This is a genomic window from Paraglaciecola sp. (assembly GCF_051252315.1).
Classification (GTDB): Bacteria; Pseudomonadota; Gammaproteobacteria; order Enterobacterales; family Alteromonadaceae; genus Paraglaciecola.
The window spans coordinates 1-18,183 of sequence record NZ_JBPOFP010000096.1 but is presented as its reverse complement, the minus strand read 5'-3'; the positions used below and the strand labels follow the sequence as shown (position 1 = coordinate 18,183).

The 18,183-nt window shown below is 38.7% G+C and carries 21 protein-coding genes; 9 read left to right on the top strand and 12 right to left on the bottom strand.

Annotated elements, in window-relative coordinates; genetic code table 11:
* The 4 genes from ACSHXM_RS16405 to ACSHXM_RS16390 form a co-directional block, all read left to right on the top strand.
* A partial coding sequence (locus tag ACSHXM_RS16405; protein WP_435690444.1) for a penicillin-binding protein activator occupies positions 1–1,672 on the top strand: 1,672 nt, incomplete at its 5' end.
* Positions 1,659–2,030 (top strand): YraN family protein, encoded by a 372-nt coding sequence (locus ACSHXM_RS16400; protein WP_435690442.1) that lies wholly within the window; start codon positions 1,659–1,661, stop codon positions 2,028–2,030. The genes ACSHXM_RS16405 and ACSHXM_RS16400, both read left to right, overlap by 14 nt.
* Before the next feature lie 32 nt (positions 2,031–2,062).
* Entirely contained in the window at positions 2,063–2,656 is a 594-nt protein-coding gene (locus tag ACSHXM_RS16395) for a phosphoheptose isomerase (protein WP_435690440.1), read from the top strand.
* Between the two features lie 6 nt (positions 2,657–2,662).
* A complete protein-coding gene (locus ACSHXM_RS16390) occupies positions 2,663–3,241 on the top strand; it encodes a BON domain-containing protein (protein ID WP_435690438.1) in 579 nt (192 codons plus the stop codon).
* A 61-nt stretch (positions 3,242–3,302) separates the two neighbouring features.
* Here ACSHXM_RS16390 and ACSHXM_RS16385 read toward each other — a convergent pair whose 3' ends face one another.
* The 9 genes from ACSHXM_RS16385 to ACSHXM_RS16345 form a co-directional block, all read right to left on the bottom strand.
* On the bottom strand, positions 3,303–3,707 hold the full coding sequence (locus ACSHXM_RS16385; protein ID WP_435690436.1) for a ClpXP protease specificity-enhancing factor: 405 nt from the start codon (positions 3,705–3,707) through the stop codon (positions 3,303–3,305).
* 13 nt (positions 3,708–3,720) lie between these two features.
* A complete protein-coding gene (gene sspA, locus ACSHXM_RS16380) occupies positions 3,721–4,353 on the bottom strand; it encodes a stringent starvation protein SspA (RefSeq protein ID WP_435690434.1) in 633 nt (210 codons plus the stop codon).
* A gap of 190 nt (positions 4,354–4,543) precedes the next feature.
* The gene (locus ACSHXM_RS16375) at positions 4,544–5,278 is read right to left on the bottom strand and encodes a cytochrome c1 (protein WP_435690431.1); all 735 of its coding nucleotides are present in this window, start codon (positions 5,276–5,278) and stop codon (positions 4,544–4,546) included.
* A complete protein-coding gene (locus ACSHXM_RS16370) occupies positions 5,275–6,543 on the bottom strand; it encodes a cytochrome b (protein WP_435690429.1) in 1,269 nt (422 codons plus the stop codon). The genes ACSHXM_RS16375 and ACSHXM_RS16370 overlap by 4 nt, the downstream gene beginning before the upstream one ends.
* Before the next feature lies 1 nt (position 6,544).
* A complete protein-coding gene (gene petA, locus ACSHXM_RS16365; protein WP_435690427.1) occupies positions 6,545–7,177 on the bottom strand; it encodes a ubiquinol-cytochrome c reductase iron-sulfur subunit in 633 nt (210 codons plus the stop codon).
* Between the two features lie 302 nt (positions 7,178–7,479).
* Positions 7,480–7,872, bottom strand: coding sequence for a 30S ribosomal protein S9 (gene rpsI, locus ACSHXM_RS16360; protein ID WP_235313465.1), 393 nt, complete (start codon positions 7,870–7,872; stop codon positions 7,480–7,482).
* A gap of 12 nt (positions 7,873–7,884) precedes the next feature.
* Positions 7,885–8,313 (bottom strand): 50S ribosomal protein L13, encoded by a 429-nt coding sequence (gene rplM, locus ACSHXM_RS16355; protein WP_435690424.1) that lies wholly within the window; start codon positions 8,311–8,313, stop codon positions 7,885–7,887.
* Positions 8,314–9,310: 997 nt separating this feature from the next.
* Positions 9,311–10,123, bottom strand: coding sequence for a M23 family metallopeptidase (locus ACSHXM_RS16350; RefSeq protein WP_435690421.1), 813 nt, complete (start codon positions 10,121–10,123; stop codon positions 9,311–9,313).
* Entirely contained in the window at positions 10,116–10,991 is an 876-nt protein-coding gene (locus ACSHXM_RS16345) for a 6-carboxytetrahydropterin synthase (RefSeq protein ID WP_435690419.1), read from the bottom strand. Before ACSHXM_RS16345 ends, ACSHXM_RS16350 begins: the two co-directional genes overlap by 8 nt.
* Positions 10,992–11,392: 401 nt before the next feature.
* Here ACSHXM_RS16345 and ACSHXM_RS16340 point away from each other — a divergent pair, with 401 nt between their 5' ends.
* On the top strand, positions 11,393–12,100 hold the full coding sequence (locus ACSHXM_RS16340) for a hypothetical protein (protein WP_435690417.1): 708 nt from the start codon (positions 11,393–11,395) through the stop codon (positions 12,098–12,100).
* A gap of 189 nt (positions 12,101–12,289) precedes the next feature.
* Here ACSHXM_RS16340 and yejK read toward each other — a convergent pair whose 3' ends face one another.
* Positions 12,290–13,369 carry a nucleoid-associated protein YejK gene (gene yejK / locus ACSHXM_RS16335; RefSeq protein WP_435690415.1) on the bottom strand — a complete coding sequence of 360 codons (1,080 nt, stop codon included), beginning with the start codon at positions 13,367–13,369 and terminating at the stop codon, positions 12,290–12,292.
* Positions 13,370–13,489: 120 nt separating this feature from the next.
* Between yejK and ACSHXM_RS16330 the strand changes: the two genes are divergently transcribed.
* The 4 genes from ACSHXM_RS16330 (at position 13,490) to ACSHXM_RS16315 (ending at position 16,331) form a co-directional block, all read left to right on the top strand.
* On the top strand, positions 13,490–13,708 hold the full coding sequence (locus tag ACSHXM_RS16330) for a DUF1414 domain-containing protein (protein WP_435690413.1): 219 nt from the start codon (positions 13,490–13,492) through the stop codon (positions 13,706–13,708).
* Positions 13,709–13,732: 24 nt separating this feature from the next.
* A complete protein-coding gene (locus ACSHXM_RS16325) occupies positions 13,733–15,286 on the top strand; it encodes a DUF3413 domain-containing protein (protein ID WP_435690411.1) in 1,554 nt (517 codons plus the stop codon).
* Positions 15,287–15,471: 185 nt separating this feature from the next.
* Complete coding sequence (locus ACSHXM_RS16320; RefSeq protein WP_435690409.1) at positions 15,472–15,882, top strand: hypothetical protein; 411 nt, start codon at positions 15,472–15,474, stop codon at positions 15,880–15,882.
* Positions 15,879–16,331 carry a hypothetical protein gene (locus ACSHXM_RS16315; RefSeq protein ID WP_435690407.1) on the top strand — a complete coding sequence of 151 codons (453 nt, stop codon included), beginning with the start codon at positions 15,879–15,881 and terminating at the stop codon, positions 16,329–16,331. Before ACSHXM_RS16320 ends, ACSHXM_RS16315 begins: the two co-directional genes overlap by 4 nt.
* 51 nt (positions 16,332–16,382) lie before the next feature.
* Here ACSHXM_RS16315 and ACSHXM_RS16310 read toward each other — a convergent pair whose 3' ends face one another.
* Positions 16,383–17,228 carry a putative RNA methyltransferase gene (locus ACSHXM_RS16310; RefSeq protein WP_435690405.1) on the bottom strand — a complete coding sequence of 282 codons (846 nt, stop codon included), beginning with the start codon at positions 17,226–17,228 and terminating at the stop codon, positions 16,383–16,385.
* 100 nt (positions 17,229–17,328) lie between these two features.
* The coding region (locus ACSHXM_RS16305) for an aldose epimerase family protein (RefSeq protein ID WP_435690403.1) at positions 17,329–18,183 on the bottom strand (855 nt) is incomplete at its 5' end.

Here is an 18,183-nt window from a genome sequence, read left to right as displayed (position 1 = left end):
ACTTAAGGCAGCTGAAGGATTTCAAAAAGAACAACAACCCACTCAAAGCATTAAACTCATTCAAATATTGTTACCAGAGCTTACTGAGCCACAGCAATTAAGCCAAGCCTATTTAAATATGGCGGAAAGTCATCTTACTCTAGATGACAATAACCTTTCTTTAGTGGCAAACATCCTAGAGCATGTTGAACCTAACCTAGTAGACAATAGCCGACTCTCTGCCATTGCGTATAAAGTATTTATGCATCAAAAATCTTGGTTAAAAGCGGCCAACAGCATTTTAAAAAGCGACTTACCAGCACAAGAAGCCAGTAAAACAATATGGCGAACCATGACTAACCTAACGTCAAGTGAATTAGAACATGCGCGTTGGGAACATCCTAGTTTACTACCATGGATACAATTGACTTCAATAGCACGACGTTATGCACTAACGCCATCTAAACTAAATCAAGAAGTGGTCGCATGGCAATCCCAAAATACCGGACACCCATTACAACTTGAGTTACCGACGGCATTAGCCCAATCTATGCAAGTAGAGCCAATACGCGCTAATCGCGTTGCCGTTTTATTGCCGTTAACAGGCCGTTTAGCCAGTCAAGGACGGGTACTAAAAGAAGGCTTTTTAACGGCCTACTTAGATAGCCCCAAAGCAGCAAGCAGTGCTCTACAAAATGATATCCAATTTATTGATAGCGCTTTAAAAACGGCACCAGAATTAAACGAATTGGTTGTCGACTTTGATGTAGTTGTGGGGCCTTTAATAAAAGAAAAAATTCAGGCTCTAAGACAAATATTACCCGCAGACAAAATACTCTTGGCTCTTAATAGAGTTGACAACGAAATCACAAATCAACCTAAAAAGCCAACATCAGAAATGGAATCAATTGAGACCAAAGAGCACTATTATTTCTCATTGGCACCAGAAGACGAAGCGCAGCAACTATCAGATTTCATATTTAATAAACAATTACTTAGACCTATTATTTTTGCAGATGATAACAATATAACTAAACGTATGGCCCAAGCGTTTATTAAAGCATGGAATAAAAAACCAAACGTTTACACACCAGAATTGACGATTTTTAAAGACATTAAGCAAATGCGAACCAGTGTCTCCAACATGTTAGACGTAGAACAAAGCAAATCCCGTATTAAACAAATTGGGCGCTTGGCAGACGTAGAAGTATATGGCAAAGAAAGAAATCGCAGGGATATTGACGCCATAGTTTTATTTGCCACGCCAGAACAAACTGGTTTACTTAATCCAATTATAGAAGCAAGCTTAAGTTCATTTGCTGAAGTCTCTTTATCAGTATTTGCTACCTCTAGAAGTTATAGTCAAAATCAAACAAAGAGTAGTTTACGAGATTTACGGAATTTGACCTTTAGTGATATGCCGTGGCTACTTCCTGGCCACAAATGGCAAGACCTACTAAGACAAACTAATCTACTTTGGCCACAAAGAAAAGATTCATTAGCGCGACTATTTGCTATGGGTTTTGACTCATACAACCTCATTCCCTATCTGCGCCAAATGAAAAACTTACCACATGTTACAAAACAAGGTTTAACAGGCAAAATAAGTTTAGAACAATCTGGTATTATTCGACGACATTTACCTCTAGCCCAAGTAGCTAAAGAAAAGGTAACTCTTCTTGACGTGGATTAAACAGGTGCTTTCTCCACTCATAGGTAAAGAAGCAGAGAACTTTGCTCGACATTACCTAGAAGAACAAGGTTTAACTTTTATTTGCCAAAACTATCGTTGTAGAAGTGGTGAAATTGACTTAATCATGCAAGATCAACAAGAATTGGTTTTTGTTGAAGTTAAATATCGAAGTAACCAAAGTCATGGATCTGCGATTGAATATTTCCATAGCCATAAACAGCGAAAATTCATTTCAGCTGTGATGCATTATTTGCAAAAAAATGGTTTAAATCCTAACGTCATCCCTCATCGGATCGACCTTGTAGGTATTGATAAAGAAAGGCAAAATCACAAAGTGAATTGGTTAAAAAGTGTATAAACAATTCACCAAAGACTATTTAGAGGATACACATGCTGGATCAAATTAAGGCTAATTTTACTGAAAGTATTCAGACCAAAATTGCAGCAATAGAACTGCTACCAGAGCCAATATCCAACGCGACGTTAATGATGGTTAACGCACTAATAAATGGTAACAAAATATTAAGTTGCGGAAACGGTGGTTCAGCAGTCAGTGCTCAACATTTTTCATCGTTGTTACTGAATAAATTTGAAAGAGATAGACCCAGTTTACCTTCGATTACTCTGACAACAGACGGTGCAACTTTATCTTCAATCGCTAATGACTTTGATTTTGAACAAGTTTATTCAAAACAGATCAGAGCTTTAGGTCAAGCAGGAGATATATTATTCGTCATATCTACCAGTGGTGATTCACAAAACGTAATTAGAGCCATGGAAGCTGCTTTGAGCCGAGATATGACCATAGTGGCATTAACAGGAAAGGATGGCGGCAAAATGGCCGGCCTTGTTGGCCCAAATGACGTAGAAATTAGAGTGCCGTCTAATCGCACATCTCGTATTCAAGAAGTACATTATTTGGTAGTACACAGTCTTTGTGACGGAATAGACAATTGTTTGTTCCCAGAAAATATTCAGGAATAATATTTAATGAAATTAAAAAAAATAACGCTAGCCATCTCTCTTTCTGGCGCACTTTTATTACAAGGCTGCGCAGGACTAATTGTTGGTGCGGGGATGGGAGCTGTTGCGGTCGCACATGATAACCGTACTATCGGTACTCAGTTAGATGACAAAACCACTGGCAGTAAAATAGCTACCGTATTAGGTTCAGATGAAGCAATCAAAAACCAAACTAATATTACTGTTCAGGTATTTAACGGCACGGTATTATTGGTCGGTCAGGCTCCAACCCAAAACCTCATACAACATGCAGGTAAGTTAGCCGCGTCGGTTAAGAATATTAAAAAGCTGCACAACCAAATACGTTTAGGAGCGCAAATACCACCAAGTATTGTAGCTCATGATTTGTGGTTATCTTCAAAAATTAAGACCAAACTTATTGCTGACAAACGTATTGATGGTTTAAACATTGAACTAGAAATAGAAAATGGTGAGGTGTTTTTGATGGGGCTAATTAGCGCACAAGAAGCGGCCATTGCGGTTGAAGTAACACGCCACATAGAAGGCGTTAAACAAGTAATTAAGGCGTTTGAATACTTGGATTAAGACTTTGGTCTCTTCCTTAAAAAAAGCGCCTAAAGGCGCTTTTTTATTGTCTTTTATCAAACTACTTAACGACTGTTAGAGTCGGTTTACCTTTTTTAGGCTTAGAAGGTGTTTTTTCTGTCTCAATAGATCCATCACTTTCCGACGGTTCAATATTGTCTTCGATTGTAAACACAGTCCCTGCACCATTTTCTTTAGCATAAATAGCTAAAACAGCGGTACATGGGATAACTAAACTGCGAGGTACTCCACCAAAACGAGCTTCAAATGTTACTTCTTCTAACCCTAACTGCATCTTACCCGTTGAGCTAGGAGAAATATTCAATACTATTTGTCCATCTCGAACAAATTCCTGAGGCACTTGAGCACCAGGATAATGTGCATCGACCACAATATAAGGTGTGAGATCGTTATCAACAATCCACTCATAAAATGCTCGTAACATATAAGGCTGGTTAGGTGTCATTAGTTATCAACTCTTATAGAGGATTATGAATTTCACGTTCTTGGTCAGTTAAAGAAGCTTTGAACGAAGCTCGCTCAAAAATACGATTCATATAAGTACGTACGTCTTTACTACCATTACCAGTCAATTCAATACCTAAAGCAGGTAAACGCCATAAAAGAGGAGCTAAGTAACAATCAACTAAACTAAACTCTTCACTCATGAAGAAAGGCGTTTCAGCAAACAAAGGAGCTAAGCTTAATAAAGCTTCTCGTAATTCATTACGAGCGGTATCCAAATCACCTTCGCCTTTAATTATTTGCTCTGCTAGCACATACCAGTCATTCTGAATACGGTGCATAGTTAAACGGCTTTGACCACGTGAAACAGGGTAAACTGGCATCAATGGTGGATGAGGGAAACGCTCATCTAAATATTCCATAATAATATGAGAGTTATAAAGTACTAGCTCTCTATCAACTAATGTAGGAACTGTTCCATAAGGATTTAGGTCCAAAAGATCTTCAGGCAAATTATTAGGATCTGTATAACTAATCTCTACACCAACACCTTTTTCTGCTAATACAATACGTGCTTGGTGACTGTATATGTCTAGAGTATCTGAAAATAACGTCATAATTGAGCGTTTATTTGCGGCTACAGCCATTTAAATCTCTCCTAAATTTCACAATTCGTATCTAACCTTATAGGTCAATACGCTACTAATCTATTACCAATTTGTGAACGTAAAAACCTAATACTTCACAATAGAAAATAAAGGGGCCACTATCGGATAATAGCGCCCCTTCAAAATTTTCGCGGATTATACACTAAATTAAAGCAAAGGTTTTGCTGATTTAATGAACATCTCGCCAATATTCTTTTTTCAGTAAATAAATCAACACTAAAAGAACTAACAAAAATAACATGACGTAACGTCCGATACTTTCTGACTCTAAACGTGAAGGTTCACCTACGTATACTAAATAGTTAACTAAATCTAATACAGCAGTATCATACTCAGCAGCGCTCAACTCACCGCTACCGTCAGCTTTAATACCAACGTACCTTTCAACCAGTTCACCATCGACCATGGTTTTTTCCATAGTCTTACTTGGCACACCCTGCAACTCTTGTAGAACATGTGGCATCCCTACTTCAGGGAACACTTCATTGTTCACACCAAAGGGGCGGCTTTCGTCTACATAAAATGTACGTAGGTAGGTATATATCCAATCAGCTCCGCGAACTCGAGCGACCAAAGTTAAATCAGGTGGTGGTGCACCAAACCATTTTGCAGCGGATTCGATAGGCATAGCATTTTTAATGTGCTCGCCAGGTTTTTCGCCGGTAAATTGCAAGTGCTGTTGACCTAATTCAACAGGAATATCTAAATCAGAGAAGGTACGTTGATATCTTTGATACTGAGTTTGGTGACATCCCAAACAATAGTTCATATACAACATAGCCCCGTTTTGTAGCGACGCTTTATCTGTTAAGTCATACTCAGCTTTATCAAGATGAGCACCACCGCCAGCAGCCATTACACTCATTGGTAACAACATGGCTAATACAAAAATTAACTTCTTCATTCTGTAATCCTCGCTGGCACTGGCTTGCATGTCTCATTTTTACTGTAGATGTAAAGCAAGGCAAAGAAACCAAAGTACATAATAGTGGCAATTTGCGAAGCAGTAATCTTCCAGTTTTCTTGTGGTGTACCACCTAAATAGCCTAAGAAGACAAATACCACAGCAAAGGTCAACAAATTCCATCTGTGTAAACCACAACGATAACGCCACGATTTAACCTTGCCTCGGTCTATCCAAGGTAACAGAGCCAATGCAATTATCGCTGCGAACATAGCAATAACACCACCTAACTTATGTGGAACAGCTTTCAAAATCGCATAGAAAGGCGTGAAGTACCACACAGGGAAAATATGCTCTGGTGTTTTTAATGGGTTAGCAATTTCAAAGTTAGGATGCTCAAGGAAATAACCACCCATTTCTGGGTTAAAGAACATGATGTAGCAAAATGCTAATAAGAAGAAGGCAAAACCAACCAAGTCTTTCAACACTATATGCGGGAAGAATGGCACTATGTCATCAACAATATCGTACTTGCTGGTGTAATATTCGTGGATCTTAAAGTTAGTTTTTTCGTCTTCTTTAAGTGAACCTTTCTTACGTTTAACATCGGTTCCGTCAGGGTTATTTGACCCAACTTCATGTAACGCCACTATGTGTAAGAACACTAGAATAACGATAACTAAAGGCAGAGCGATGACGTGTAAGGCAAAGAATCTATTCAGCGTCGCGCCGGATATAACGTAATCACCTTGGATCCAGATAACTAAATCAGGGCCAATGACAGGAATGGCACTAAACAGAGATACAATTACTTGTGCACCCCAATAGGACATTTGTCCCCATGGAAGTACATATCCCATAAAGGCTTCAGCCATAAGTGCTAAATAGATAAACATACCAAATAACCAAAGTAGCTCTCTTGGTTTTTGATAAGAGCCGTAAATCATGCCACGGAACATGTGCAAGTATACAACTATAAAGAAAGCTGAGGCGCCAGTACTGTGCATATATCTCAGCAGCCAGCCATACTCAACGTCTCGCATAATGTATTCAACAGAAGCAAACGCGCCTTCAGCTGAAGGTGTATAACTCATGGTTAGCCATATACCTGTTACGATTTGGTTAACTAGTACGATTGTGGCTAAGAAACCAAACATGTACCAAAAGTTCATGTTTCGTGGAGCCGGATATTGAATAGCGTGCATATTTGCTACACGCATAATTGGTAGACGATATTCCACCCAATCCATTAAATTTTTCCACATGTTATGCTGCCCCCTCTTCGGAACCAATCAAAATGGTATTGTCATCAATAAACATGTAAGGCGGAACCACTAGATTCAAACCGGCGGGTACATTTTGGAAAACACGCCCAGCCATATCAAACTTAGAACCATGACAAGGACAAAAGAACCCTTCAGGTACACCCTCTACATATTCTTCAAACGAGCCACCTTTTAAATGTTGCGGTGAACAGCCTAGGTGAGTACATATACCAACTAACACTAAATACTCTTCTTTTAATGACCTATGCGTATTCTTTGCAAACTCAGGCTGTTGCTCTTCATTCGAATCAGGATCTTTAAGTTGACTATCTAAGTCAGCCAAGGAAGCTATTAATTCAGGGGTTCTACGAGCGATCCACACTGGCTTACTTCGCCAAATAACACGAATTAACTGACCAGGTTCAATTTTGCTAATGTCTGCTTCAACATCTGCACCTGCAGCTTTGGCCTTAATGCTGGGATTCCAAGATGCAATAAAAGGTACCGCAGCACCTACTACACCTACACCACCAACTACAGAAGTAGCCACAGTTAAAAATCTGCGCCTAGTATTATTTTCTGGTTGGTTTTCAGCTTCAGACGGATCATGCGCATCTAAAGATACATTGCTCATCCACTTATCTCCGAGGGTTGGATTAACTATCAATTTCAGTCTCTGCAGCACAAACATGATACAAAAATAGCTGAAAAAGTTATGGTTCTATTATTAACAGAAAATGATAAAAGAAAACCCACAAGAATGACAAGGAAATATCCAATAAAATGAAGAATAACTGACACTTATGACCATTTATTGTGATTAATTGGCTGAATACAGAAATTTGGGTAAAAAAAAGGCAATAAAAAACCCGGCAAAAGCCGGGTTTTTGAAATTGCTTCTTGTAACACTCTTTTGTAAAGAGCGCCGTCTGACAATTAACGTTTTGAGAATTGTGGACGTTTACGTGCTTTATGAAGACCAACTTTCTTACGTTCAACTTTACGTGCATCACGAGTAACAAAGCCCGCTTTACGTAATGCTGGACGAAGAGTTTCGTCAAATTCCATCAAAGCACGAGTAATGCCGTGACGAATTGCACCAGCTTGACCACTAATACCACCACCAGCAACTGTGATGTATAAGTCAAACTTCTCAGTCATTTCGACTAGTTCAAGCGGTTGACGCACGATCATACGTGCAGTCTCACGACCAAAGAACTCATCAAGAGGACGTTTATTTACAACAATGTTTCCACTACCAGCGCGAAGAAAAACACGAGCGGTAGAACTTTTGCGACGGCCAGTGCCGTAATATTGATTATCTGCCATGTGTAATGCTCCTTACAGGTCTAAAACTTGAGGCTGTTGAGCTGCATGTGCATGCTCAGGACCAGCGTAGACTTTTAATTTGCGGAACATATCGCGTCCAAGTGGACCTTTAGGCAACATACCTTTAACCGCTTTTTCAATGATCATCTCTGGCTTGTGGGCTTGTAACTTCTCGAAAGTAGTATCTTTAAGGCCACCTGGATATCCAGAGTGAGAGTAGTAAATCTTGCCCTTAGCTTTATTGCCAGTCACAGTTACTTTCTCTGCGTTAATCACAACAATATAATCACCAGTATCTACATGTGGCGTATACTCTGGCTTATGCTTACCGCGTAAACGGCTAGCGATCTCAGTCGCAATACGACCAAGAGTTTTGTCTGCGGCGTCAACCACATACCATTCACGTTTTACCGTTTCTGGCTTTGCAACAAAAGTTTTCATTTTAAATTACCCGAAAAATATAATAATCGTTACTCTGGTTTCTACTTAAATAACTACTATAAAGTAATTATTTAATCTGCAAGAAACCGCTAAAAATCAATACCTTGACCCCTTCGAGTCGTATGATTCATCCGCTTTCCCAAAGCGGGGGCAACTGGGCAGGGCGCGAATTATACAGAACTATGAGGGAAATGCTAGGGGGATTTTTGTACAAAACGAGGTTTTGTGAAAATATTAAAGGCATGTACTTCGTACACGAAGATTATGCGCTTCGCTTATTGCATCCATGCAATTTTTCTAGCCGCATCCCTGCGACTCGACATACTTCTTTTCAACAGCCAAAAGAAGTATGCAAGAAAGGCCGTGCTCCAGACTCATTCCTTTACCATCAAGTCATTGTCTTTAATGTCGAAACGGCAATAAGTCGCGTCCTGCTATAAAAGATTGCCTTGCACGAATGTCCCTATTCGGGCATTCGACAAGCCAATGATTTAATGGGGAATGAGTAGTCGCGGAATATCAAAAGCATGGCTGCGCCACAAAGAGTAATTCTGAAGTGAATTTGAAAGAATATGTAGGTTAGCCTTTAAGCCATAAACTTATTTAAGTTTAATAAAATTAAAACGGCTACGCCCCCTATTATTTACTTTTATTTATTGGTCGGCAGCGCCAATGCTCTTGATTTTCCCCGACTCTATGTTCGCCAATTATCTGCTTACTTTTGTGGGTCAATAGCCATGGATAGGCGATTGAGTGGTGCTTTGTCGGGAACAATTCAGTACGACCAGCAAAAGAAAGTAGAGAATTGGATGAAGAACATACCCGTCGGGCGGCTTCTTTTGTTTACTTTTCTTAGCTGTTGAAGAAAAGTAAATCGGGCCTCATGGATGAGGCTTGAAAAGCGCAATGGATTGCGGTGAACGAAGTGAATGCTTGAAGTGAGCGTAGCGAATAATCTTAGTGCACGCAGTGCTTACTTTTAAATAAAGAAAAAACTTTAACGTTTAGGCACCAACAATGCGGGATCTAACCTTTCACCAAACCAATTGATCCGCCAATCTAAATGCGCACCTGTGACACGGCCAGTAGCACCAATTTCAGCCACTAAGTCTCCTTGTTTCACTTTTGTCCCAGCTTCAACATGACCTTTACTTAAATGAATAAAGGTAGACGACACCCCAAAACCGTGGTCGATAATCATAGTGCCGCCAGAGTAATACATGTCTGGTACAAATAAAGTCACGACTCCGTCCGCTGGCGCAATCACAGGAGTGCCTGTTGGTGCAGCGACATCTACCCCATAATGCGGGCGTTTAGGGACGCCGTTAAAAACTCTACGACTACCGTACACTCCACTGATGGGCCCTTCTGCTGGCCAAATAAAATCTTGAGTGAAAAACAGATGGGTGGAATCTGTTGCTCTGGCTTTGCCTATTTGAATATTGTCTTGTTTGATTCGGTCTAACACTTCTTTGGGAGGGCTGACATATTTACTGGCAACGCCCTCTATTTTCTGTTCTTTATAAGTTCGTTTAACCAGATTGATAGACTTTTGGTATTTTTGACCATGAGGATCTTGCCACGAAAGGTGGTGAGTTAACTTAGCATCACGCCCAAAACCAAAAGCAAATTGGCCTTGTGCGGATATTTTCACGACTTTGTCGTTTAACCACACAATTGAACCTGCCGGCAATTCACCACGAATTAAGCTACCTTGGGTTAACTCCCCCGTTAACTTAAGTTCATTGGCAGTGAGGTTAAAAGCTGACAATCCAAAACAGAGTAGAATACTTAATAAGCACTTACGCATGAGAAATGGCTCCTTTTCCTACTCCTTCAAATGCCAACACTTTATATTTTTTGCCTGCAGCCAAACGCACTTGTTCCTCAACCATATACTGAGCTAAACATTCTACTGTGGTATCCGTTTGCATTAATTCAGATTCTGCTTTGGGAATAGCTAATTCAAAACGACCTTGTGACGATTCATAGGCAAATACATAATGATTTTCAAACTTGACACCCTCTACAGTCAAGTTTGTTGCGCTAGACTCAACAATATCTTCTTCTGTACCAATATAAATGTCAGACCAACGTTTTGCCCAATACTCTTGCCATTTAAGGCTAGGTTGACCATCTTCAAAAACCAACACCTTAGATCTATGTCCATGGGCAATACGTTGGCAATTGCCATCGTGTTTTTTCAAGCCGTGAGTGTAGTGATAATAAGGCGTATTGATCACTTCAGCTCTAAGAACTAGCTCAATGCCTTGTACATTTTCTGGTAAGTGGGTGGCGATAACATCTTTCAAATAATCACTGACAGAAGGCATAGTTACCTGCTGAGAATAAACAAATGCATAAGCCTCTGCTGGGCAATCTAAATGAATCGACTTTCCATTAGGACGCATAAAGTCGACCTTTACTCTGTCCTGGATTTCATCTCGATGTATTTGGCTAAATTCATGTTCAACAGGCACTAGCAGCTTATGATCGATATATTCGTCGATTAAATACTTAAGCTGTTTTTTAACTTTACCAAAGTCCAACACCATGCTTTCTTCATTTAAGTCACCGTTTAAGATTACGTCTACAATCCAACTTTCTCCCACCATACCTCGCTCAGGGCATAAATAAGAAAAGTCCATAACGGTTAAATCATTCACGAATAATTGCATAAAATTGAAATATTTCTCTAAGACTGGATAACATTAAATTTAAATAAGCTAGCTTGTGTTCTTAAGGAAAGTGAACAAATAACAAACTAAATTACTTACCAAGGCCAAATTAAACCTAAGCACATACATTCTAATGCTTTCTCTGGATTCATGTAACCCCGCACACAAAATTAGAACGTTTCTACAATATTTATATAGCAACGTAATTTCCACTGATTTACTTAAACTACTATGAAAAGTGTCTGATTATTTTACAAAAAAATAGATTTAAAACTCTTTAAGCTGAAATTATCTAAAGTTATCATAAATTTAAACATTAGGAATAATATTTGCTTCGTTGTAATTCTGGACAGGATGTGAGAGCCAGTATTTAATAAAAAATTTAAATTTAGGAGTAATTTATGAAAATGCTCAAAATGATTTCAACATTTTTTTTAATCAATATAGCATTTATTGCAAACGCCACTTTCGTTTCTATTGATGATTGTAAAGTAAATAACGTTTTATCTCCCGCCTCCTGTGTGATCACAAATTCCCCACCAGCCGTTGTCACCCCAAATCCAGCAGATAATAATTTACTTACAGTTTGGGATGAAGTTCAAAACTTTACGCTTACTTCAAACCTTACGGTAAATCGTGTATTTGATCCCGCTGCGGATTTCGTAATCGATAATGGAAACGGCACATTCGACATCAAATCAGGTACCATTGTGTCTAGTCATTATGTGCAATGGGATGCCGTAGATAGTGGCGCTAGAATTGAAGCAACGTTAAAGCTTGATTCTCAGGTTTTCGGATTTATTTATTCTGATAATTTGCTGTTTTCTACTGACATTTTTTTGGGACTAGATTCAATTAATTACAACGATTTCACTTATAGAGGTTTGGAGTCCTCAGATAGTATTGCTTTTTCCGGTTCAAATACATCGATAAATTGGTATGCAAGTAATCCAGGGGATTGGGCCAGGCTAATTACAGCTTTTTCTCCAGCAGCTGTTCAACCAGATTCAACGCCACCAAACACAGTTGACAGCCCTGTAGGTTATTCTTTCATACTCTTTGCTTTTACAGCACTACTTCTTAATAGAAAAAAACGTATAAATAATTAGTATGCTAAAAGCCCACTTCTTAGAAATGGGCTTTAATTCCTACTTGAAAATATGTGTAATAAAATTTAAATAATCGCTAGCATCAGCTCAATCAAAGTGTAACTTGCCAAAACAATATTCTGTAAAAAATTAGCAAAACTAACCCCATGGTTAACTAGGGGGTAATTCCTTTATCTTTTTATAATATTTCTAACTCTGAGATTTTAATAACTGATCTTTTAAATTAGGTGGAATGCCACGGATCATCAAAGTATCAGAGCCGGCATCATAACTGACCCTGTCACCCAATAGTTTACGTTCGAAGCTCAAGGATATGCCCCCACCCTGACCAGAAAACTTAGCTAAGGTTTTTAATGCACTGCGATCGGCTTGAAACTGCTCTTCTACTGGCTGTTCCGCACTTTGATTAAATTGTTCAAAACTCACATGATCATTTGGCAATTTAGCCGCTAATTCTTGAATTTGGATATCTTCACCCATTTCCAATTTTTCTTTGTAGTAATCAGATACCGTTTCTCGGGCTTGATGCTTTTCAGTTGGATCTAACTCTTCCGCCGCTAAAAAGGCATCAACTGTGTTTAATAATTGTTTATTTTGCTGTTTTACATCGACTAATTCTTCACAGCCAATAAAGTGCATAAAGAAGTCAGAAACCTTACGGCCCATTCGTCCTTTAATAAAACTAATGTATCTTTGTTGCTCTGCGCTAACCGCTAACTGGGTTAAATCAATACGCACGGCTAACTGCATTTTGGCTAAATCTAAATGGTCACTACTGCTTAGCTCTAAGTCACGATTAATTTCTACGTGTTGTTTGGTATTGATCATAGCTATCATCAAATAGTCAGTGGCTAAGAACTGATAGTGACTAAAAATCACAAAACCCGTTTCCAATGTGCCGGTATCAATTAAGGACTTTTTCAGCAATTCACTTGCCTGAATACTGAATTCAACAAAGTCAAACTCTTCACTTTGCATCTTTTCCAGTAGAGTTTTAAATTGCACCTCATGGGGCACTAACACTGGTGCTTCATCCGAGTCGTCTTCTGATTCGGAGTCTCTGCTCACACTGACAATCTCAGCATTAGGCTCGACAAAACAGCCTACACCTTTACCCGGTTTCGTATTAAACGCGTGATTTATTTGTTGAGCCAAGTTTTCAATTTCAGGGCTCACATCAAAACAACTAGCTCGTGGAACAAGAACTAATTCTTCTTGTTGATTAACGGCCAATTGATGTACAACAAAGTGATGAATTAACGCACTCACATTATTTCCTTAACTAAATTCAATAAAATTGGTTGCTTAACGCTCTGTTTATTCGCAATTTATGCACACCATTGTTACTATCGCGCTAATATAATTAGCAAAATTTTAGAGCTTAACGCCATGCCCCAACAATCCAAATATTCTGATAGTCAATTTGACGCTATTATGCATGACTTTATTATCACATTGGAAAAACACCAAGTGAACCGAGACTTGTCTCTTATGGTGCTAGGTAACCTGATTACAAATATTTTTCATCAGCAGGTTAGTGATAACCAACGGGAACAAATGGCCGAACAGTTTACACAAGTGCTATTAAAAAGTATCAACGGAAAATAAAAAAGTTAAAGGCTTTGTTGTTCAATGATGTTAACTGAAACTCCACGCAGAAAATTAGTGACCCAATTAGTCAATTGGGGACACTGGTTTGCTTTATTAAATATTTTTATCGCGATCACAATTGCTGGCATCTATATTGTCAATTCGCCGGCGCCGGATACAGCTTTAGGCGTGGTATATTTATTAGCAAACTGGGTCAGTCATATTGGGTTTATCACATTTTTTGCGTTTGTCATTTTAATATTGCCATTGTGTTACCTCTTGCCTAATGCCAAAACAGTAAAAGTAGTTAGCTCAACATTTGCAGCAATAGGGTTAGCGTTATTGGGGTTTGACGCCCTGCTATATAATAAGTATGGCGTACACCTTAGCCTTAATTCCGCAGAGTTAATCAAACACGAAGCCCAAACCGTTATTGCTCAATTTGGTATCCAACAATGGGCATTTTTACTGTTTTTATTTTTAGCTTGGTTGTCTTTTCAACTCGTATTAGCCAATGCGTTATGGCAAAGAATAGACCGACTTCAAAAACGTAAATTAGGCCTACCTATCAGCAGTATTTTTGTGGCATGTTTTGTAGCTAGTCATGCTATGCATGTATGGGCAGATGCAAACCTGTATCAACCTATAGTGCAACAAGACAATATGTTCCCTATTTCCTATCCAGCAACCGCCAAAACCTTGATGGCGCGTTATAGTTTGTTAGATATAGAAGACTACCAACAACGTAAATCTCTGCAATTTAATCATAAAGTCGATGGTATCTCCTATCCCTCTACTCCCGTTTACTGCTCGGTAAATAACAAGAATAAAGTATTGGTATTAGCCATTACCGACGGCAAGTTGCCCACCAGTATTGACGGTTTAATTGGCCAATCTAGGCATTACGGATTCCACTCAAATATAAGTGACGGCGAAAACTCTGTTTTATATGGGCTACCAGAGTTGTATCACCAAGCCTTACAGCAACATATTCCGATTTTATTTAGCTTACCTAATTCAATGGGATTAACCGTTTCTTTATATGCACCGCAAAACAGCCAACCGAAATTACAATCCTTTATGTCAGGTTGGCAGAAGTTTAGTACGGGTGTTCAAAACGCGAGTAGTAATTTAGCCATTGGTTTTATTCAGGCCGAACAATTAACAGATATTTTAACGACTAACGTATTAAGCCAATACAAGATAATAGTGACAAACCTCAACCATCAAGGTGATATAGAGAGTCGTTTATTCACAAACTTTCAATCCAACAAAACTATGTCTAGTCACGAAGACATCGCACCTACTAGTCTTAATATATTGGGCTGCAAAGCTAACGCCAGTAGTTACAGTACAGGTAACAGTTTAATTGCGACGACTAGCCCTAAGTATTTAGTCAGCTCACAAGGCAGCAAAGTGCTGTTGTTAGATGATCAATACAAAACCGAAATAATGAATAACGGCAATGCAAAAATTTATGATCTTAAAACCAACCAAGAAGTATTTAAACCGGTAGACACAGACCTACTAAGCCAAGGTATAAAACATTTAAGTCGGTTCTCAGCTAAACGTTCGTACACGATCCCACATAATTAAATAACCTGAGCTCTTCTTATCCCGAGTTCAGGTTAAATATTAAAAAGCGACAATTTTGTCGCTTTCGTTTAGTACTCATCCGCAATAATGGCTCGCACTAAATCAAAAATAATTCATATTTCTTATTGACTACTTACGCCAACTGAAATAACGTAAATGCAAATCATTCTCATTTAATGAAAATCATGTCGAATCCATATTGTTTTACGTTTTCAACAATTGAATTAACTGTACGTTACTGTGACAACCAAGCTAATGACTTAGATCTCATCGGCAGTTATGTGCACCTAGGCCTGCAAAGAGCTAAAAGTTTTAAACAGATAACTAATGTACGCTCTGCTCACATGCGAGTCGTCAACATTTTAGTTGAAACAATGTGTGATAGTAATTTGCCGCTAGTTTGGCGAGAACACTGTTACCTGTATATAAAACGATTAATGCCACTTTTGTTTGAAATGTTGGACAGTGAGGAATACCAGAAAAAGTCGAAACAAATAATGACCTTACACAAGTATTTCATTCGTAAACAAGTACTTAATGACCAAGCTGATCACACCACAATTACTAAAAACTTAATCAAGAGAGCAAACCAATGATTGAATACCAATTCATTTGCATAAAACATAGAGCCTGGGTTGATGAAAATCCTCAACTAGCGTTCGACAATGTGATGCAACTTAGCAAACAAGCAGAACAAAAATTACAAATAAATGAATACGAAGAAGCGATCATCTTATTAGGTACGGCATTTGAAACAGCTGAAATTATTTTTGATAACCGCTTAGAATCACCACAATTAACGACCAGTCTCACATCGTCTGCCATAATGTTAGCCCATGCCTACTCAATGACGGGCAAAGCTGACGCAGCCAATAAGTTATTGGTTAAACTTAAAAACAAGATGCAATGCGCTATAAATTGCGCAGTAGGTTACGCCACTAAGGTAGCTTTTTTTAAACATTGTTCACAAGCTATTACTGAAGCTAATAGGGATATCAAAAATGCGTTACATGACGCGCCAAACAAACAAGTCAATTATCATTAATATAATTGTCACCCCAATTATCTGGGTGCTTTATGTACTACTCAAAGATCTTTAGATTTTCTGATAAAGCCTAATATCAAAGTCAGTCGTTACCTGCTGCAAGTTATCGATTAACGCCAGTTTTTTATCTTCGGTGGCAGTCCAATAATAAGGTGTCATCATCAATAAGTGTTCTCTATCCGCTTTCGTTTTGAGGGATAAACCAAAGCTTAACTTTTGTTGTTCCACTAAAGTAAATCCAATGGGTAGAGATTGTGATTCTTTGTGTTGCTCTGGATTATCATACAAAGCTTTTTTTAACTGATGCAGGTGATTGGCAGCCGGGTTAACTGTAATCCAAATACCCTGCTCTTTAAGTACTCGGTGAATTTCTAGTTCACTGCTGGGGGCGAATATTTGCAACACGGCATTTTGACTAGTTGATTGTACGGGTAAGTGATAAGTGCTGGCCACAGCAAAATGATTTTGTGGGTACTTTTTAGCGGCTTTTAATACAGCGTTTTTTGATATATCAATCCCCGAATAAACACAGTCAATTTGTGCAGACTTCGCTCGCTGACTCACAGTATTTAAATAGAAACCTTCACCACACCCAGCGTCAAAAAAAGCCTTATTACTGTCATTTTCTAACGTTGACACATGCTGGATAAATATTTGGCTTATGGTTTCAGCTAATGGTTGATAATGCCCCTGCTCTAAAAAAGCTCTACGAGCATTAACCATAGCTTTGTTATCACCTGGCTCCTTGCTGTTTTTTTGATGGGCCAATAATAAATTCACGTAACCTTCTTTGGCAAGATCAAAACTATGATTGTTTTCACAACACCACACCTTGTTATTTAAGGTGATTAAAGACTGGCATGTTGGGCAAGACCAAAAGGGAATATCACTGTTCATTAAAGACAACTAACGATTTCTGCAAAACCCTAAGTGTAACAGAAACTATGAGAGCTTAGTTTCAAATGATGGTGAAACAAGCTCCTATTAAATAAAAGGGTTAATTAGCTGAAAAGGCAAAAACGGTTTGTGAGAAAAAGGGCTCGTTTGGTTTTACCAATATGGTTTCAAAATTTTCTTCTGCGGGTGCATTTGGTAGTTGCCCGGTTTCGATACAGATCCCTTGGTGAGCTTGATAAGGCAATCCACCTTTACCTACAACACTAGGCGCTAAGTAATTTGCACTGTATAACTGGCCGCCTATCTCTGTGCTACTCATTGTCATTTTTCTGCCTGACTTTGGTTCGTACAATTCGGAAAATAGGGTTAATTCTCCTCGTTTACTTTTAGCTTTAAAATAATGGTCATAACCTTTGCCCATCACTAATTGTTTATTCTGGCTATCAATATCTTGACCTATTGGTTTAGCGGTTAAAAAATCAAAGGTTGTGTTTTTTACAGCTAGTAAATTGCCAGTTGGGATCCCTTCCTCGTCAAGTTCAACTAGGTCTTCAGCATGAATAGTTAACTCATGTTTTAATACGTTTTGGTCTATTCCAGAAAGATTAAAATAACTATGCTGGGTGGGGTTAAATACTGTGGGTTTATCGGTAGTAGCTTGATAAGTGACGGCTAATTCACCCGAGTTATTTATTTGGTAGGTGACTGTAACCACAAGTTTTCCCGGATACCCTTCTTCGCCATCTTGACTGGTATAAGACAAAATAATACTGGCGGAATCTTGAGTTACGGTTGTTTTAGCCTGCCAAACGACTTTATCAAACCCTTTATTACCACCATGTATATGATGAGGTTTTCTGTTAGTAGTGAGTTGGAAATCGGTTCCATCTATATGTGCTTTACCGTTACTTATCCTATTTGCATAACGGCCCACTATGGCGCCAAAGAATCTATT

Coding starts and splice junctions, on each gene's coding strand:
- ACSHXM_RS16390 (WP_435690438.1), top strand. CDS start 2,663: ATGAAATTAAAAAAAATAACGCTAGCCATCTCTCTTTCTGGCGCACTT.
- rpsI (WP_235313465.1), bottom strand. CDS start 7,872: ATGGCAGATAATCAATATTACGGCACTGGCCGTCGCAAAAGTTCTACC.
- petA (WP_435690427.1), bottom strand. CDS start 7,177: ATGAGCAATGTATCTTTAGATGCGCATGATCCGTCTGAAGCTGAAAAC.
- ACSHXM_RS16315 (WP_435690407.1), top strand. CDS start 15,879: ATGATTGAATACCAATTCATTTGCATAAAACATAGAGCCTGGGTTGAT.
- rplM (WP_435690424.1), bottom strand. CDS start 8,313: ATGAAAACTTTTGTTGCAAAGCCAGAAACGGTAAAACGTGAATGGTAT.
- ACSHXM_RS16375 (WP_435690431.1), bottom strand. CDS start 5,278: ATGAAGAAGTTAATTTTTGTATTAGCCATGTTGTTACCAATGAGTGTA.
- ACSHXM_RS16325 (WP_435690411.1), top strand. CDS start 13,733: ATGATGTTAACTGAAACTCCACGCAGAAAATTAGTGACCCAATTAGTC.
- ACSHXM_RS16320 (WP_435690409.1), top strand. CDS start 15,472: ATGTCGAATCCATATTGTTTTACGTTTTCAACAATTGAATTAACTGTA.
- ACSHXM_RS16330 (WP_435690413.1), top strand. CDS start 13,490: ATGCCCCAACAATCCAAATATTCTGATAGTCAATTTGACGCTATTATG.
- ACSHXM_RS16345 (WP_435690419.1), bottom strand. CDS start 10,991: ATGCAATTATTCGTGAATGATTTAACCGTTATGGACTTTTCTTATTTA.
- ACSHXM_RS16310 (WP_435690405.1), bottom strand. CDS start 17,228: ATGAACAGTGATATTCCCTTTTGGTCTTGCCCAACATGCCAGTCTTTA.
- sspA (WP_435690434.1), bottom strand. CDS start 4,353: ATGGCTGTAGCCGCAAATAAACGCTCAATTATGACGTTATTTTCAGAT.
- ACSHXM_RS16340 (WP_435690417.1), top strand. CDS start 11,393: ATGAAAATGCTCAAAATGATTTCAACATTTTTTTTAATCAATATAGCA.
- ACSHXM_RS16370 (WP_435690429.1), bottom strand. CDS start 6,543: ATGTGGAAAAATTTAATGGATTGGGTGGAATATCGTCTACCAATTATG.
- ACSHXM_RS16385 (WP_435690436.1), bottom strand. CDS start 3,707: ATGACACCTAACCAGCCTTATATGTTACGAGCATTTTATGAGTGGATT.
- ACSHXM_RS16350 (WP_435690421.1), bottom strand. CDS start 10,123: ATGCGTAAGTGCTTATTAAGTATTCTACTCTGTTTTGGATTGTCAGCT.
- ACSHXM_RS16395 (WP_435690440.1), top strand. CDS start 2,063: ATGCTGGATCAAATTAAGGCTAATTTTACTGAAAGTATTCAGACCAAA.